Raw genomic sequence first — 16,990 nt, 5'->3', positions numbered from 1 at the left:
GGAATGTTTTATCCTTGGCCCCGGCCGCGCCGATCCTCCGGGCCGCGCCGACACGTTTTGAACCCAGCGCTCAACCCCGTCATGTCCGTTTCCGACTCCGCTTCCGCCCAGGCCGCCCAGCTGCGCCACCATTTCGCGCACGTCGTCTTGCCGATCTGGCGGGGTTCAGGGTTCGACCAGACATTACAGTTGCCGTTCGAAGCCGTCGATCCGGCCACCCACGCGCCGCTGCCCGTGACCCGATATCGCGCAATGGCCTGTGCACGGCAACTGTTCGTGTTCGCACGGGCCGGCGACACCGCGCACGCGGCCACGCTGTTCGACGCGCTGGGCCGCCGCTTTCGCGACCCGCGCCACGGCGGCTGGCACTACAGCGTGGATGCGCAGGGCGCACCGCTCGACACGACCAAGGATCTCTACACGCACGCCTTCATCGTGTTCGCGTGTGCGGCGTGGTATGCGGCGTCGGGCGACGTCGCCGCGCGCCAGGCGGCCGAAGAGACCGCCGCGCTGATTCAGGACCGTTTCGCGCCGCACCGCGGCGACGCGCTGCTCGATGCGGCCCGCCACGCCGATTTCTCGTCATCCGGCAGCGGGGCGCTGCAGAATCCGCTGATGCACCTGACCGAAGCGTGGCTCGCGGCGGCCGCTGCATTCGGCGATGCGGCGTTCGATGACGCGCTCGCGCACACCGCGCAGGCCGTCGAGCGCACGTTCGTCGACGCGGCAACCGGCTGCGTGGCCGAGCTGCCGCTCGGCGCAGCCGACAACCGGTTCGAGCCCGGCCATCAGTTCGAGTGGTTCTATCTGGTCGATGCGGCCGGCGCGCGGCTCGCGCAGACCGGGCTCCCCGGCGCGCTGGCGCGCGCGTTCGTGTTCGCGGAGCAATACGGCGTCGATCCGCAGACGGGCGGCGTCTGCGCGGCGCTCGACGCGCAAGGCGCGTGCATCGACGGCACGCAGCGGATCTGGGCGCAGACCGAGTACCTGCGCGCGCTCGCGACGCACGGCGGCACGGCGGCCTCCGCGCCGCTCGCGCGGCAGATCGAACGCTTCGCCGCGCGCTTCCTGCATCCGCGCGGCTGGTTCGAGTGCAAGACGGCGGACGGGCAGGTGGCGCGCGCCGACATGCCGTCGACGACGCCCTACCACCTCGAGACCGCCTACGCGGCGCTGCCTGCCGGCGCGTAACCCGCGTCGTCGAACGACGGCGCCGCGCGCTCGCCGCGTGCGGCGCGGCCATCGCCCAGTTCGAACACCGACACCGCCTGCATCAGGTGCGCGGTCTGGTCGTTCAGCGACGCGGCCGCCGCCGCGACCTCCTCCACCAGCGCGGCGTTCTGCTGCGTGAGCTGATCCATCTGCGTGACGGCCTGGTTCACCTGCTCGATCCCGACGCTCTGCTCGACCGACGCCGCGGTGATCTCGGACATCGTCTGCACGACGCGCGTGATCGACGCCGATACCGTCCGCATCGCGTCGCCGGCACGCTCGACGAGCTCCGCGCCGCCGTTGATCTGCGCGACCGAATCCTCGATCAGCGCCTTGATCTCCTTCGCCGATTGGGCGCTGCGCTGCGCGAGCGAGCGCACTTCGCCCGCGACCACCGCGAAGCCGCGCCCCTGTTCGCCTGCGCGTGCGGCTTCCACGGCCGCGTTCAGCGCAAGGATGTTGGTCTGGAACGCGATGCCGTCGATCACCGAGATGATCTCCGCGATCCGCCCCGAACTCTGTGCGATGCCGCGCATCCGGTCGATCACGCTGTCGACCACGCCGCCGCCGTGGCTCGTCGCCTCGAGCGCCGCGTCGGCCAGCGCGCTCGCCGCGCGCGCGCTGTCGGTGTTCTGCCGGACGGTCGCCGTCAGCTCCTCCATGCTCGCGGCCGTTTCCTCGAGCGACGCGGCCTGCGTGCCGGTGCGCGCCGACAGGTCGGCGTTGCCGCCCGCGATCTCGCCCGCGCCGAGGTGGATCGCATCCGACGCCTGGCGCACCGTGCGCACGGTGCCCGCGATGCTCGTCTGCATCGTGGCGAGGCCGCGCAGCATCCGGTCGATCTCGAACACGCCGCCTGCCCGCACGACTTCGTCGAGCCGGCCCTGTGCGATCCGCTCGAAATGGCGGCCGGCTTCTTCCAGCGGCGCGACGACCGCGCGCCGTGCGGCCGCGTAGATCGCTGCGCTCGCCGCGAGCATCGCCACCAGCAGCACGATGCCGACCGACTTGAACCAGAGCATGCCGCCGTCGATGGTGTCGAGCGCCGCGCGGCTCGAAGCGCCGCCATAGTCGGTGAAGCGGCGCAGCTCGGCGAGATAGGCGTCCTGGATGCTCTGCGTCGGCTGGTCGAGGAAGGCCTGGATGTTGTCGGCGTCGAGGAACTGCACGAGTTCGCCCAGTGCGCCGCGCAGCGCGCGATAGCGCTCGGTGAGCGCCGCGACGCGCGCGCGGTTGGCATCGTCGACCGGCTGCGCGGCCGTCAGCGCGGCGAACGCCTTGTCGGCTTCCGCGAGCGACGCGCCGGCATGGCGGATGATGTCTTCCGGCTTCGGGCCGCCGCGCACCATCCGCGTGCCGGCGCGCGACAGGTTGATGCGCGCGTCGAGCAGCTGCTGGGTCGCCTGGCTGGCCGCCTCGACCTGCGTGATCGCGACGTTCGACAGATCGTCGACGCCGCTGCGCGTGGACTTGAGCGCCCAGAAGCCGAGCGCCTCGATCGCGAACAGGAAGAGGCAAAACACGGTCAACACGCCGAGCAGACCCGACGCGAGCTTGATTTTTCCGAACATGGGGAGATTCCTGGAAAGCGGACGATGAGGCAATGCCCCGGCATTAGCGGCATTTCTTCGTCGGACTTTAGGTGCGCATGGCGACGAAATGCGCGTTGCCCGCGCATTCCCGCGGAATCGCCCGCAAACGGGGAAATCCACGGCATTCGACGCAACAATCACGTCGCATCGCGCCGGAAATTGCATGAAATGCGGACGAATTTCCTTGCTTATCCGCATCCCCCTTCCTAGAGTTCAGCGCAAGCGGGCACTCATTTCGAGGAAAGTCGATGACCGACATCACGGACCACGCGCGCGGCGCATTGCGTGCGCAACCGTTCAGCATGCTGCTGGGCACGGAGCTGATGCACATCGGCGACAACGAAGTGTCGCTGTGCCTGCCCGTGCGCGAAGAACTGCGGCAGCAGCACGGTTTCGTGCACGGCGGCGTCATCAGCTACCTCGCGGACAACGCGCTGACGTTCGCCGGCGCGCTCGTGCTCGGCCCGCGCGTGATCACGGCGGAATACAAGATCAACTACCTGCGGCCGGCCGTGAACGGCACGCTCGTCGCCCGCGCGAAGCTCGTCTACGCGGGGCGGCATCAGGCGACCTGCCAGTGTCATGTGTTCGTCATCGACGGCGATCACGAGCGACTCGTCGCGATCGCGCAGGGCACGATCAACCGTGTCGGCGACGGCAAGATGCCGGATGCGCCGGAGGAAACGGCGTGAGCGGCCGGTAACCGGCTTTGCGCTACTCCGCCCCGCCCCCCGCCAACGGCAAAAACCGCGGCGCCACCCGCGCCCGCACGTTGCCGTTCTCATCCGTCCGATAGATCCCGCGGGCCACGTTGTGCGGATGCGCGGCCGCGTCGGCCACGCTCAGCACCGGCGCGAAACATGCGTCGGTGCCTTCGAGCAACGCGCGCCAGTGCGCGGACGGCTGCTGCGCGAACACGTCGGCAAAACGCGCCTTCAACGCGGGCCAGTGCGCGCGGTCGTACTGCGACGCCGGATCGACGTCGGTCAGCCCGAGCCGTTCGACCAGCAGCGCATAGAACGGCGGCTCGAGCGCGCCGATCGTCACGCATTCGCCATCCGCGCAGCGATACACGTCGTAGAACGGCGCATCGTGAAAGAGGCTCGGCTGCGCGCCGTCGAGCTGCCCGTTCGCGCGCGCCCACAGCGCGAGCGAACCGAGCATCGACACGATGTCGACGATCGCGCCGTCGACCACGCGCCCCGGGCCGCCGCCACGCACGTCGAACAGCGCGCAGACGATTCCGAACGCGAGCCCGAGCGCGCCGCCCGCATCGCCGACGACGGTCGGCGGCAACCCCGGCCTGCCGTCGCGCGGCGCCGATAGCGACAATAGCCCCGTCAACGCGACGTAATTCAGGTCGTGTCCGGCCGCGGCCGCGAGCGGGCCGTGCTGGCCCCAGCCGGTCATCCGCCCGTACACGAGCGTCGGGTTGCGGCGTGCGCAATCGTCAGGCCCGAGGCCGAGCCGTTCCATCACGCCGGGCCGCAGCCCCTCGATCAGCGCATCGGCCTGCGCGATCAGGTCGAGCGCGGCGTCGCGGCCGGCCGGCGACTTCAGGTCGAGTTCGACGATCGTCTTGCCTTCGCGCAGCAGGTCGCCGTCGCGGGCCTGCAACGCGTCAGGCGCGCTCGTGCGGCCGGACGGGCGGGCGATCAGCGTGATCCGCGCGCCCATCCCGGCGAGCATCCAGCCCGCGAGCGGGCCGGGGCCGAGACCTTCGAATTCGACGATGTGGATGCCGGCAAGCGGCGCATCGAGCGGCATGCGATTCTCCTGTCCGTGTCACGTAGCGTGGCGGTCTCCGATGCCGTGCGCGTCGCATCGGATCGCGCCCGTCACGCGGGCGTCAACGCGTCACATGAAAAAATCCCTGCGTCGCGGGGTCCGCTTCGCAGGGATCGGGGTGAGCCGCGCTCATTCCGGCTGCCTTGCCGGAACCGGCAGCGCTCAGAACGCGTCGCCCGGCACCCTCACCCAGCCTTCCATCAACACGCGCGCACTGCGGCTCATGATCGCCTTGGTGACGGTCCACTCGCCGTTCTCGAGCTGCGCTTCCGCGCCGACGCGCAGCGTGCCCGACGGATGCCCGAAGCGCACCGCGTTGCGTTCGCCGCCGCCCGCCGCCAGGTTGACGAGCGTGCCGGGGATCGCCGCGGCCGTGCCGATCGCGACCGCCGCCGTGCCCATCATCGCGTGGTGCAGCTTGCCCATCGACATCGCGCGCACCAGCAGGTCGACGTCACCCGCGTTCACGCGCTTGCCGCTCGATGCAACGTAGTCGGCCGGCTTCGCGACGAACGCGATCTTCGGCGTGTGCTGCCGCGTCGCGATTTCATCGAGCGTGTCGATCAGGCCCATCCGCAGCGCGCCGTGCGCACGAATCGTCTCGAACTTCTCGAGCGCCTTCGCATCGCCGTTGATCGCGTCCTGCAGCTCGGTGCCCGTATAGCCGATCGCTTCCGCTTCGACGAAGATCGTCGGGATCCCCGCGTTGATCATCGTCGCCTTCAGCGTACCGACGCCCGGCACGGCGAGATCGTCGACGAGGTTGCCGGTCGGGAACATCGACCCGCCCGCGCCCTCTTCCTCGGCGGCCGGGTCCATGAACTCGAGCTGCACTTCGGCGGCCGGGAACGTGACGCCATCCAGCTCGAAGTCGCCCGTCTCCTGCACCGCACCGTTCGTCACCGGCACATGCGCGACGATCGTCTTGCCGATGTTCGCCTGCCAGATCCGCACGGTCGCGATGCCGTCGCGCGGCACGCGGGCCGGATCGACGAGCCCGCCGCTGATCGCGAACGGGCCGACCGCCGCCGACAGGTTGCCGCAGTTGCCGGTCCAGTCGACGAACGCCTTGTCGATCGACACCTGGCCGAACAGGTAGTCGACGTCGTGGCCGGGCCGCGCGCTCTTCGACACGATCACCGTCTTGCTGGTGGACGACGTCGCGCCGCCCATCCCGTCGATCTGCTTGCCGTACGGATCGGGGCTGCCGATCACGCGCAGCAGCAGCGCGTCGCGCGCGGCGCCCGGCGCCTGCGCGGCGTCCGGCAGGTCCTGCAGCCGGAAGAACACGCCCTTGCTGGTGCCGCCGCGAATGTAGGTCGCGGGAATCCTGATTTGAGGAATGTGAGCCATGTGTGCGTTATCCCTGTGTGACTCGGTCAAGCCGCCTGCGACGATTCGAGGAAGTCCTGCGCGAAGCGCTGCAGCACGCCGCCCGCCTCATAAATCGACACTTCCTCGGCCGTATCGAGCCGGCACGTCATCGGCACCTCGACGCGCTCGCCGTTCCTGCGGTGAATCACGAGCGTCAGGTCGGCGCGCGGCGTGCGCTCGCCGATCACGTCGAAGGTCTCGGTGCCGTCGATGCCGAGCGTCGTCCGGTTCGTGCCGGGCTTGAACTCGAGCGGCAGCACGCCCATCCCGATCAGGTTCGTGCGGTGGATCCGCTCGAAGCCTTCGGCGGCAATCGCCTCGACACCCGCGAGCCGCACGCCCTTCGCGGCCCAGTCGCGCGACGAGCCCTGGCCGTAGTCGGCGCCGGCCACGACGATCAGCGGCTGCTTGCGATTCATGTACGTCTCGATCGCTTCCCACATCCGCATGACCTTGCCTTCCGGCTCGACGCGCGCGAGCGAGCCCTTCTTCACCGCGCCGTCGACGATCGCCATCTCGTTGATCAGCGTCGGGTTCGCGAAGGTCGCGCGCTGCGCGGTCAGGTGGTCGCCCCGGTGCGTCGCGTACGAGTTGAAGTCTTCTTCCGGCAGGCCCATCTTCGCGAGGTACTCGCCGGCCGCGCTGTCCAGCAGGATCGCGTTCGACGGCGACAGGTGGTCCGTCGTGATGTTGTCGCCGAGCACCGCGAGCGGGCGCATCCCCTGCAGCGTGCGCTCGCCGGCCAGTGCGCCTTCCCAGTACGGCGGACGGCGGATGTACGTGCTCTGCGCGCGCCAGTCGTACAGCGGCGCCGCGCGCTCGCCAGCCTCCGCGCTACGCGCGAACATCGGTTCGTAGACCTTGCGGAACTGCTCGGGCTTCACGCTCGCCGCGACGATCGCATCGATCTCCTCGTCGGTCGGCCAGATGTCCTTCAGCGTGACGGGCTTGCCGTCCTGGTCGTGGCCGAGCACGTCCTTCTCGATGTCGAAGCGGATCGTGCCCGCGATCGCATACGCGACGACCAGCGGCGGCGACGCGAGGAACGCCTGCTTCGCATACGGGTGGATGCGGCCGTCGAAGTTGCGGTTGCCGGACAGCACGGCCGTCGCATACAGGTCGCGATCGACGATCTCCTGCTGGATCTTCGGGTCGAGCGCGCCCGACATCCCGTTGCAGGTCGTGCACGCGAACGCGACGATGCCGAAGCCGAGCTTCTCGAGTTCGGGCAGCAGGTTCGCTTCTTCCAGGTACAGCTCGACCGCCTTCGAGCCGGGCGCGAGCGAGCTCTTCACCCACGGCTTGCGCGTGAGGCCGCGCGCGTTCGCGTTGCGGGCGAGCAAGGCCGCGGCGATCACGTTGCGCGGGTTGCTGGTGTTCGTGCAGCTCGTGATCGCGGCGATGATCACCGCGCCGTCGGGCATCTCGCCCGCCTTCTCTTCCCACTTGCCGGCGATCCCGCGTGCGGCGAGGTCCGACGTCGGCAGCCGCTTGTGCGGGTTCGACGGGCCGGCCATGTTGCGCACCACGCTCGACAGGTCGAACGTCAGCGTGCGCTCGTATTGCGCGTTGTTCAGCGTGTCGGCCCACAGGCCCGCCACCTTCGCGTAGGTCTCGACCAGCTTCACCTGCTCGTCGCTGCGGCCGGTGAGGCGCAGGTAGTCGGTCGTCTGGCCGTCGATGAAGAACATCGCGGCCGTCGCGCCATATTCGGGCGCCATGTTCGAGATCGTCGCGCGATCGCCGAGCGTGAGGCTCGCCGCGCCTTCGCCTCGGAATTCCAGGTACGCGCCGACCACCTTTTCCTTGCGCAGGAACTCGGTCAGCGCGAGCACGACGTCGGTCGCGGTGATGCCGGGCTGACGCTTGCCGGTCAGCTCGACGCCGACGATGTCCGGCAGGCGCATCCACGACGCGCGGCCGAGCATCACGTTCTCCGCCTCCAGCCCGCCGACGCCGATCGCGATCACGCCGAGCGCGTCGACGTGCGGCGTGTGGCTGTCGGTGCCGACGCAGGTATCCGGGAACGCCACGCCATCCTGCGCCTGGATCACCGGCGACATCTTCTCGAGGTTGATCTGGTGCATGATGCCGTTGCCCGGCGGGATCACGTCGACGTTCTCGAACGCCTTCTTCGTCCACTCGATGAAGTGGAAGCGATCCTCGTTGCGACGATCCTCGATCGCGCGGTTCTTCGCGAACGCGTCCGGATCGAAGCCGCCGCATTCGACCGCGAGCGAGTGGTCGACGATCAGCTGCACCGGCACGACCGGGTTCACCTTGGCCGGGTCGCCGCCGCCGTCGGCGATCGCGTCGCGCAGGCCGGCGAGATCGACGAGCGCCGTCTGCCCGAGGATGTCGTGGCACACGACGCGCGCCGGGAACCACGGGAAATCACGTTCGCGCTTGCGCTCGATGATCTGCTTCAGCGAATCGGCAAGGATCGCCGGATCGCAGCGGCGCACGAGGTTTTCGGCGAGCACGCGCGACGTGTACGGCAGCGTGTCGTAGGCGCCGGGCGCGATCGCTTCGACCGCGGCACGCGCGTCGAAATAGTCCAGCGACGTGCCGGGCAGGGGTTTGCGGTTGGCGGTATTCATGGTGTGGGGCGGAATTCGGGGTAAGGCGTTCCGCGCGCGCCGGCCGCCCGCATCACGGGCGCCGGCGCGCGCGGCGGACGATCAGCGCTTCTCGATCGGCACGAACTGCAGGTCTTCCGGACCGGTGTAGTTCGCGCTCGGGCGGATGATCTTGTTGTCGATGCGCTGCTCGATGATGTGCGCGCTCCAGCCGGACGTGCGCGAGATCACGAACAGCGGCGTGAACATCGCGGTCGGCACGCCCATCATGTGATACGACACCGCGCTGAACCAGTCGAGGTTCGGGAACATCTTCTTCGCTTCCCACATCACCGATTCGAGGCGCTCGGCGATGTTGTACAGCTTCACGTCGCCCGCTTCCTTCGACAGCTTGTGCGCGACGCCCTTGATCACCTTGTTGCGCGGATCGGAGATCGTGTAGACCGGGTGCCCGAAGCCGATCACGACTTCCTTGTTCTCGACGCGGCGGCGGATGTCGGCTTCGGCGTCGTCCGGCGAGCTGTAGCGGCTCTGGATTTCATACGCGACTTCGTTCGCGCCGCCATGCTTCGGGCCGCGCAGCGCGCCGATCGCGCCGGTGATCGCCGAGTAGATGTCCGAGCCCGTGCCCGCGATCACGCGGCCGGTGAACGTCGATGCATTGAACTCGTGCTCCGCGTACAGGATCAGCGACGTGTGCATCGCCTCGACCCACGACTTCGACGGCGTCTTGCCGTGCAGCAGGTGCAGGAAGTGGCCGCCGATCGAGTCGTCGTCGGTTTCCGTCTCGATGCGCTTGCCGTTGTGCGAGAAGTGATACCAGTACAGCAGCATCGAGCCGAGCGATGCCATCAGGCGGTCGGCGATGTCGCGTGCGCCCGGCAGGTTATGGTCGTCCTTCTCCGGCAGCACGGTGCCGAGCACCGACACGCCCGTGCGCATCACGTCCATCGGGTGCGCGGACGCCGGGATCTGCTCGAGCGCCGCCTTCAGCGCGTTCGGCAGGCCGCGCAGCGCGCGCAGCTTCGCCTTGTATGCGGCCAGTTCGGTCAGGTTCGGCAGCGTGCCGTGCACGAGCAGGTGCGCGATTTCCTCGAATTCGCACGATTCGGCGACGTCGAGAATGTCGTAGCCGCGATAGTGCAGGTCGTTGCCGGTCTTGCCGACCGTGCACAGCGCGGTGTTGCCGGCCGTCACGCCCGACAGCGCCACCGACTTCTTCGGCTTGAATGCGCCTGCGGCGGCCGGTGCTGCTGCGTCTTTCGTCTCGCTCATGTTTCTGCTCTCCAATGTGTATCTGGGGTATGGGCTGGGGCTGTCGGCCGGACTTGGCGCTTTAACGCTTAGTGCGGCCCCATGCAAGGCTCTCCGGAATCGTGTCCCGGCGCGCGGGTGCTTACTTCTTGCCCTGCGCGAACAGCTCGTCGAGCTTGCGCTCGTATTCGTGATAGCCGAGGAAGTCGTACAGCTCGGCACGCGTCTGCATCGTCTGCACGGCTTCCTTCTGCGTACCGTCGCGGCGCACCGTCTCGTAGAAGTTCAGCGCAGCCTTGTTCATCGCGCGATACGCGCCGCAGCAGTACAGCGCGATGTCGACGTTCGCCTCGCGCAGCTCGTCGACCGTGAACAGCGGCGTCGAGCCGAATTCGGTCAGGTTCGCGAGGATCGGCACCTTCACGGCGGCCTTGAAGCGGCGGTAGTCGTCGAGCGTCTTCATCGCTTCCGGGAAAATCATGTCCGCACCGGCTTCGACATAGGCCACCGCGCGCTCGATCGCCGAGTCGATCCCTTCGGCGGCGGCGGCGTCGGTACGCGCCATGATCACGAACTGGTCGTCGGTACGTGCATCGACCGCCGCCTTGACGCGATCGACCATTTCCTCGATCGGCACGACTTCCTTGCCCGGACGGTGGCCGCAGCGCTTCTGGCCGACCTGGTCCTCCAGGTGCACGGCCGCGACGCCGGCCTTGATGAACGAGCGCACCGTGCGCGCGATGTTGAACGCGCCGCCCCAGCCGGTATCGATGTCGACCAGCAGCGGCAGGTCGGTCGCGTTGGTGATCCGGTTCGCGTCGATCAGCACGTCTTCCATCGTGCTGATGCCGAGGTCGGGGATCCCGAGCGAGTTCGCGGCAACGCCGCCACCCGACAGGTACACGGCCTTGAAGCCGACGGCCTGCGCCATCTTGGCTGCGTAGGCGGTGATCGCGCCGACCACCTGCAGCGGCTGCTCCGCCGCGACTGCCGCGCGGAATTTCGCGCCGGCGCTCTGAAGATGCGTATTGCTCATGAACGGCCTCCTGAAGGAACGACCATTAACAGCAAGGACCGGGCCAGCTCGCGCGACGTCGCTAACCCACTGATTCTTAAGCACCCGGCCGGGGCGAAGCCCTGTCCGACGATTTCAATTCAGCAATTTCATGTTTCAAAAATGAAATCACGCGCGCATAATCGACCGCCATGGACCTCTCCTCGACCAAGCCCGTCGGCCCGGCCGACCGCGCGGTGCGCCCGCGCATCTGGGCAATGGGTATCAGCCGCCTGCGCGACCTGTTTCGCGAGATCGCCGGCGAATTCGACGAACGCGCCGACGTGCGCATCGTCACGCGCGCCTATGAGGATGCGCTCAGCGCAATCGCCGAGGCCGGCACCGCGCGGCCCGACGTGATCGTCGCGGCCGGCTCGAACGGCGGCTTCCTGAAAACGCGTGCGCAGGTGCCGGTGGTGGTCGTGTCGCCGACCGGCTTCGACGTGATGCAGGCGCTCGCGCGCGCCCGGCGCGACGCGTCGCGGATCGCGCTCGTCAGCGCCGGGGAAACACCGCCCGAAGTGCGCCGCTTCGTCGCCGCGTATGGCCTCGACGTGCAGTTTGCGTCATATCAGTCCGCGCAGGAAGCGGAAGCCTGCGTGCACGACCTGCACGACCGCGGCATCGAGACGATCGTCGGCCCCGGCCTCGTCACCGATCTCGCGGCCAGCGCCGGCATGGGCGCGGTGTTCCTGTATTCACACGCATCGGTACGCAAGGCCGTCGAGACGGCGCTCGAAGTCGCGTACGCGACGCATGCCGAGGCGTTCCGCCGCCAGCGGCTCGACAACCTGCTCCAGCACCTGCGCGACGGGGTGGTCGCGCTCGACGCGCGCGGCCGGGTGGAAGCGATCAACGAGCGGCTCGCGTCGGCGCTCGGGGTCGAACCCGCGGCGGCCGTCGGCCGCGCGCTCGTCGACCTGCGGCCCGAGTTGCGCACGCTGCGCGGCGAGGACGGCGACGCGCTCGCCACCGTGCGCGGCGTGCGCTACGTCGTGCATCGCGGGCCGCTCGTCGATCGCGGCGTCACGTCGGGCAGCGTGCTGACGTTCCAGGAATCGCGCGCGGTCGAACGGCTCGATCGTGCGCTGCGTTCGCAGCCCACCACGCAGCAGTTCGCGGCGCGCTACGCGCTCGACGACGTGGTCGGCGCATCGGCGCCGATGGCGCGCGTGCGCGATCTCGTGCGCCGCTACGCGAAATCCGACGCGACCGTGCTCGTGCTCGGCGAAAGCGGCACCGGCAAGGAAATGATCGCGCAAAGCCTGCACGCGCTGTCCGCGCGGCGCAGCTACCCGTTCGTCGCGGTCAATTGCGGCGCGTTTCCGGAAGCGCTGCTCGAAAGCGAGCTGTTCGGCTATGAGGAAGGCGCATTCACCGGTGCGCGGCGCGGCGGCAAGACCGGCCTGTTCGAAGCCGCTCACCGCGGCACGCTGTTTCTCGACGAGATCGGCGAGATGCCGCCGTCGCTGCAGAGCCGGCTGCTGCGCGCGCTGCAGGAACGCGAGGTGATCCGCCTCGGCTCGACCGAGCCGATCCGCATCGACGTGCGCGTGATCGCCGCGACGCACCGTCCGCTGCTCGCGGCCGTCGAGGCCGGCACGTTCCGCGCGGATCTCTATTACCGGCTCAACATCCTGAACGTCGGCCTGCCGCCGCTGCGCGAGCGCGCCGCCGACATTCCCGCGCTCGCGGCCACGCTGCTCGTGCAGGCCGCACGACGCGAACCGCGCCTGGCCGAACGCCTGCGCGATGCCGACGACGCCGCGCGCGTGCTCGGCGCGACGCAGGCCGTGCTTGCGCGCTACCGATGGCCCGGCAACGTGCGCGAACTGCAGAACGTGATCGAGCGGATCGCGGTGGAGCTCGCCGAGGAAGCCGATGAAAACGATCCGGCCGCCGCATGCGGCGCGCTCGATCCCGACGCGCTGCAGGCGATCGCACCCGAGCTGTTCGCGGCACCACCCGACGCGGCCGACAGCGACGATGCGCAGACACTGCACGCCCGCCGACGTCGTGCGGAAGCCGACGAGATCCGCGCGGTGCTCGACGCGTGCGGCGGCGACCGCGACCGCGCGTGCGCGATGCTCGGCATCAGCAAGACGACGCTGTGGCGGAAGTTGTCGGCGAAATGAACAGGGCGGCTGCCGCGCAGTGAACGTGAACGGGCCGACCGTCAGTCGGCCTTGTGATAGTGGCGGTACGCCTTCGCGCGATTGCCGCACGACGACATCGAACACCAGCGGCGGCTGCCGTTCTTGCTGTCGTCGATGAACAGCCACTGGCAGGCGTCGTTCGCGCAACGCTTGACCTTCGCGAGCCGCGCACCGCCGAGCAGGTCGATCGCCGACCACAGCACCGGGCTCAGCAGCCCCGCCAGCGTCGCGCGCCCCTCCGCGATCCGCCACGCATAACCGCCATCGATGCGTGCCAGCGCGACGCGCGGCGCCGCTTCCGCCAGGAAGCCGCCGAGCAGCGCGAGATCGTCGGCCTGCGGCTCGCGCTGTTCGGCCTGCGCAAGAAAGAGCCGATACAGCGCCTCGCGCAACGCGAGCGCGTGCGCCAGCATCGCCGGTTCCCCCGCCTCTTCGCCGAGCGCACGACACGTTTCCGCCAGGCCGACCGGCACGCCGGCCTGCTCGCGACACCACGCCAGCAGGTCGTCCATCGTGCCGAAGGTTTCCGTCGGCGGATCGCTGCCGCGCCAATACAGCGTATTCGCGAAGTCGATGCTCAGGGTTTCGGGTGGCGCCGGAATCAGCCAGTCCATCGTGACGGAAGGTTGCGTATCGCTCATGCCCGGATCGTATCTAACCACCATGCCGGTTGACAAGCGCCCGAGCGATTTCTAACATAACCGGCATGGTGGTTAAAAACGGTTTGCCGTACCGATGTCCTTTCAATTCTGGGAGACACAGATGATCGATCGTCTTTCGTTCAGGGTTATCCACACCGCCGCCAGCCGCATGTACGACGACACCTCGCTTGGCGCGCTTCGCTACAAGCGGCTGGCATGGTGTCTCTAAGCAGGTTCGCCACACTGACGTCCCCCTCAGTCCAAGGAGCCACAAATGATCGACCACCTTTCGTTCGGCGTTGCCCACATCGACCGCAGCCGCACCTTCTACGACAGCGCGCTCGGCGCACTCGGCTACAAGCGTCTGTATAGCGACGACGGCGCCATCGGATACGGCACGACCGAGCCCGAGCTGTGGTTGGAGCATGCGGCTCGCCCCGTCGTCGCCGATCCCGAGTCGGGATTGCACCTGTCGTTCAAGGCTGCGTCGCCGGTCGAGGTCGACGCGTTCTACCGCGCCGCGCTCGAGCACGGCGGCAAGGACAACGGCGGCCCCGGCAAACGCGAGCACTACGGCCCCGGCTATTACGCGGCGTTCGTCGTCGACCCCGACGGCTACCGGCTCGAGGCGCACTGCGAACTCGACAACGTCGTCTGATCTGCCCCGTACGGACGCGAACAAGCGACAAGGGCTCGATTCCGCCTCGCGCGGAATCGGGCCCTTGGTTTTTGGCTGTCTCGCTGCGCTTTCGCGTGGGTCGCCGTCGGCGGTCAAGCCGACGTGTCGGGCAACACGGCCAGCGTGCAGGCGGCCGCATCTTCCAGCCAGCCCGCGCCGCTCAAGCACTCATTGCGCGTCGCGCGTGCTCTGCAACTGCTCGCCGAGTCCTTCGATCCCGAGGCGCACCACTTGCCCGGCCTTCAGGAACACCGGCGACGGCTTGATGCCCATGCCGACGCCCGGCGGCGTGCCGGTCGTGATCACGTCGCCCGGCTGCAGGCTCATGCAGCGCGACAGATAGGCGATCAGCTGCGCGACCGTGAACACCATCGTGCGCGTGTTGCCGTTCTGATAGCGGTGGCCGTCGACCTCGAGCCACAGATCGAGACGCTGCGGATCGGGCACCTCGTCGCGCGTGACGAGCCACGGACCGACCGGGCCAAACGTGTCGAAGCCCTTGCCCTTGTCCCACTGACCGCCGCGCTCGATCTGCCATTCGCGCTCGGACACGTCGTTGACGACGCAGTAGCCCGCGACGTAATCGAGCGCGCGCGCTTCGTCGACGTCCTTGCAGGTCTTGCCGATCACGACGCCCAGCTCGACTTCCCAGTCGGTCTTGACGGAGCCCTTCGGGATATCGATGCCGTCGTTCGGGCCGCAGATCGAGCTCGTCCACTTGCCGAACACGACCGGCTCCTTCGGCACCGGCATGCCGGCTTCGGCCGCGTGATCGGCATAGTTCAGGCCGATGCCGATGAATTTACCGACATGTCCGACGCACGCGCCGATGCGCGGCTCGCCCGACACCAGCGGCAGCGTGGCCGGATCGATCGCGCGCAGCCGCGCGAGACTCGCGTCGGACAGCACATCGCCGGACAGGTCCGGCACATGTGCGGACAGGTCGCGAATCCGGCCGTCCGCGTCGAGAATCCCGGGCTTTTCCTGGCCGGACGGGCCATAGCGAAGCAGTTTCATCGTGCTTAACCTCTGTTGTCGAATGGGACAGGATTCCGGCCGACGCGGCCCTTCACGACCGCGCGCCGGACTGATTGTCGATCGTCGATGGCGCGCGTCGGCGCCGCATCCGGCATGCCGTCGACGCGCGAGGGTCGCGCGGGCGCAGCGATCGTGGCGCCGCACGGAAGTATGGCGCACATCGAACGGGCAGCCGCCGGTCTGCGCATCGGCGACGACGGCCCGGCACCCGCGACATGGTCCGGCCCGTACCGGCCGGCTACACGCGCGGCCGCACCGTCGCTGGCCCGCCAGCCTTTGTACCACCGGCCGCGCAGCGGGAAATGACGCACGACGGATACCGACTATTGGTGCGCCCGCGGACGCTGCGGTGCAGCATCGGGGGCAAAGCCGCTGCCCGCTTTCCTTTCGAACACCTTGAACGTTTGCCACCTGTCATGAATACCGGGTATTCGGGGCTTCCCTGTCATCCCGAGAGCGAACTGATCCGTTCTTATCCGGTAACGATCGGTAAAAAGACGCTGCATTGCACACTAAATGTTTGTTGTTAAGCTCAAACGGTGGCCTTTGGTGCCACACGAGGGCTCGACACAAGCGGGTTGCAGAATTGGTCAGCGTGCGTCGCCAACCGACCGACGGCAATCCCCCAACTTCACATCGACAATGCAAACAACCAACGACCTGCTTCCCGGCTGCGACGCACGGGAATCGATGGGCGCAATCGACCGCTATCGCGCTCCCGCGCTCGACAAGGGTCTCGACATTCTCGAACTCCTGTCGGAGCAGAAAGAAGGCCTCACCCGCACTGAAATCACGAAAGAACTCGGCCGCAACGCGAGCGAGATCTACCGGATGCTCGAACGCCTCGTCGCGCGCCGCTACGTGATGCGCTCGACCGGCGGCGACCGCTACACGCTCAGCCTCAAGCTGTTCTCGCTCGCGCACCGCCATCCGCCGATGAACCGGCTGATCGCCGAGGCGTTGCCGCCGATGCAGCGTTTCGCCGATTACTCCGAGCAATCCTGCCACCTGTCCGTCTACGATCGCGGCAACCTGCTCGTGATCGCGCAGGTCGACGGGCCCGGCCCGTGGGGCGTGTCGGTCCGGCTCGGCTCGCGCGTCGGGCTCGCCGATACGGCATCGGGACGCGTGATGCTGGCGTTCCAGGGCGCCGAGCAGCGCGCGCACATGCTCGCCGAGCACCGCAAGGTCAAGGGCGAAGCGCCGCTGAACGAGCAGGAACTCGCCTATGCGTGCCAGTCGATCCGGCAGGACGGCTACCTGCGCGAGGACAGCCGCCAGGCGTATGGCGTGACCGACCTGAGCGCGCCGATCCTCGGGCCGTCCGGCCATGCGATCGCGGTGCTGACCTGCCCGTACATGCGCCGGATCGATGCGCATATGGCGCCGTCCGTCGACACGGTCGTCGAACGGGTGCGCGAGACGGCCGCCCATCTGTCGATGTGCCGCGACGAGGCCTGCTGACGCGCAGGCTCGGCGGAGCGCACCGGGGCGGCGCCATCGCGTCGCCCTCGGTCGCGCGCAACCCCTTTGCGGCGCGCGATACACGGTGCCATATCGTGCGCCCACGGCGCTACGCTAAAATAGCGGCCCTCTCAAAAACTACGGCGGCCGGTTGTCGCG

General features: G+C 68.4%; 13 protein-coding genes. 5 read left to right on the top strand and 8 right to left on the bottom strand.

Going from position 1 to position 16,990, the window contains the following annotated elements; genetic code table 11:
• Positions 1-81 precede the first annotated feature (81 nt).
• On the top strand, positions 82-1,191 hold the full coding sequence (locus FFS49_RS00870; RefSeq protein WP_071333856.1) for an AGE family epimerase/isomerase: 1,110 nt from the start codon (positions 82-84) through the stop codon (positions 1,189-1,191).
• On the opposite strand, the gene FFS49_RS00865 is transcribed toward FFS49_RS00870, so the two are convergent.
• On the bottom strand, positions 1,164-2,783 hold the full coding sequence (locus tag FFS49_RS00865) for a methyl-accepting chemotaxis protein (RefSeq protein ID WP_071333855.1): 1,620 nt from the start codon (positions 2,781-2,783) through the stop codon (positions 1,164-1,166). The two genes, FFS49_RS00870 and FFS49_RS00865, sit on opposite strands and share 28 nt — an antisense overlap.
• A gap of 269 nt (positions 2,784-3,052) precedes the next feature.
• Between FFS49_RS00865 and FFS49_RS00860 the strand changes: the two genes are divergently transcribed.
• Entirely contained in the window at positions 3,053-3,496 is a 444-nt protein-coding gene (locus tag FFS49_RS00860) for a PaaI family thioesterase (protein ID WP_011353771.1), read from the top strand.
• Between the two features lie 22 nt (positions 3,497-3,518).
• On the opposite strand, the gene FFS49_RS00855 is transcribed toward FFS49_RS00860, so the two are convergent.
• The 5 genes from FFS49_RS00855 to prpB all read right to left on the bottom strand — a co-directional run bounded on the left by FFS49_RS00855 (position 3,519) and on the right by prpB (position 10,835).
• Positions 3,519-4,571 (bottom strand): CaiB/BaiF CoA-transferase family protein, encoded by a 1,053-nt coding sequence (locus FFS49_RS00855; RefSeq protein WP_105818296.1) that lies wholly within the window; start codon positions 4,569-4,571, stop codon positions 3,519-3,521.
• Between the two features lie 183 nt (positions 4,572-4,754).
• Positions 4,755-5,945, bottom strand: a complete 1,191-nt coding sequence (gene prpF / locus FFS49_RS00850; protein ID WP_105818297.1) for a 2-methylaconitate cis-trans isomerase PrpF — start codon at positions 5,943-5,945, stop codon at positions 4,755-4,757.
• Positions 5,946-5,971: 26 nt separating this feature from the next.
• On the bottom strand, positions 5,972-8,566 hold the full coding sequence (gene acnD / locus FFS49_RS00845) for a Fe/S-dependent 2-methylisocitrate dehydratase AcnD (RefSeq protein WP_105818298.1): 2,595 nt from the start codon (positions 8,564-8,566) through the stop codon (positions 5,972-5,974).
• Between the two features lie 81 nt (positions 8,567-8,647).
• Positions 8,648-9,820 (bottom strand): 2-methylcitrate synthase, encoded by a 1,173-nt coding sequence (gene prpC, locus FFS49_RS00840; protein ID WP_105818299.1) that lies wholly within the window; start codon positions 9,818-9,820, stop codon positions 8,648-8,650.
• A 121-nt stretch (positions 9,821-9,941) separates the two neighbouring features.
• Positions 9,942-10,835, bottom strand: a complete 894-nt coding sequence (prpB, locus tag FFS49_RS00835) for a methylisocitrate lyase (RefSeq protein ID WP_039349639.1) — start codon at positions 10,833-10,835, stop codon at positions 9,942-9,944.
• Positions 10,836-11,005: 170 nt separating this feature from the next.
• Between prpB and prpR the strand changes: the two genes are divergently transcribed.
• Positions 11,006-12,988, top strand: coding sequence for a propionate catabolism operon regulatory protein PrpR (prpR, locus tag FFS49_RS00830; protein ID WP_105818300.1), 1,983 nt, complete (start codon positions 11,006-11,008; stop codon positions 12,986-12,988).
• Between the two features lie 41 nt (positions 12,989-13,029).
• Here prpR and FFS49_RS00825 read toward each other — a convergent pair whose 3' ends face one another.
• On the bottom strand, positions 13,030-13,674 hold the full coding sequence (locus FFS49_RS00825) for an ABATE domain-containing protein (RefSeq protein ID WP_105818301.1): 645 nt from the start codon (positions 13,672-13,674) through the stop codon (positions 13,030-13,032).
• A 250-nt stretch (positions 13,675-13,924) separates the two neighbouring features.
• Between FFS49_RS00825 and FFS49_RS00820 the strand changes: the two genes are divergently transcribed.
• On the top strand, positions 13,925-14,308 hold the full coding sequence (locus FFS49_RS00820; protein WP_105818302.1) for a VOC family protein: 384 nt from the start codon (positions 13,925-13,927) through the stop codon (positions 14,306-14,308).
• Positions 14,309-14,497: 189 nt separating this feature from the next.
• Here the strand turns inward: FFS49_RS00820 and FFS49_RS00815 are convergent, their stop codons facing one another.
• Entirely contained in the window at positions 14,498-15,346 is an 849-nt protein-coding gene (locus FFS49_RS00815) for an ureidoglycolate lyase (RefSeq protein WP_046548718.1), read from the bottom strand.
• Positions 15,347-16,009: 663 nt separating this feature from the next.
• On the opposite strand from FFS49_RS00815, the gene FFS49_RS00805 reads away from it, so the two are divergent.
• Positions 16,010-16,831 carry an IclR family transcriptional regulator gene (locus FFS49_RS00805; protein ID WP_105818303.1) on the top strand — a complete coding sequence of 274 codons (822 nt, stop codon included), beginning with the start codon at positions 16,010-16,012 and terminating at the stop codon, positions 16,829-16,831.
• The last annotated feature ends 159 nt before the right edge of the window (positions 16,832-16,990 follow it).

Origin of the sequence: Burkholderia sp. 4NA327C6, from assembly GCF_005502655.1 — a bacterium.
Classification (GTDB): Bacteria; Pseudomonadota; Gammaproteobacteria; order Burkholderiales; family Burkholderiaceae; genus Burkholderia; species Burkholderia contaminans.
Note: the sequence above shows the minus strand (reverse complement) of the source record. Positions and strands in the feature narration are given on the sequence as shown.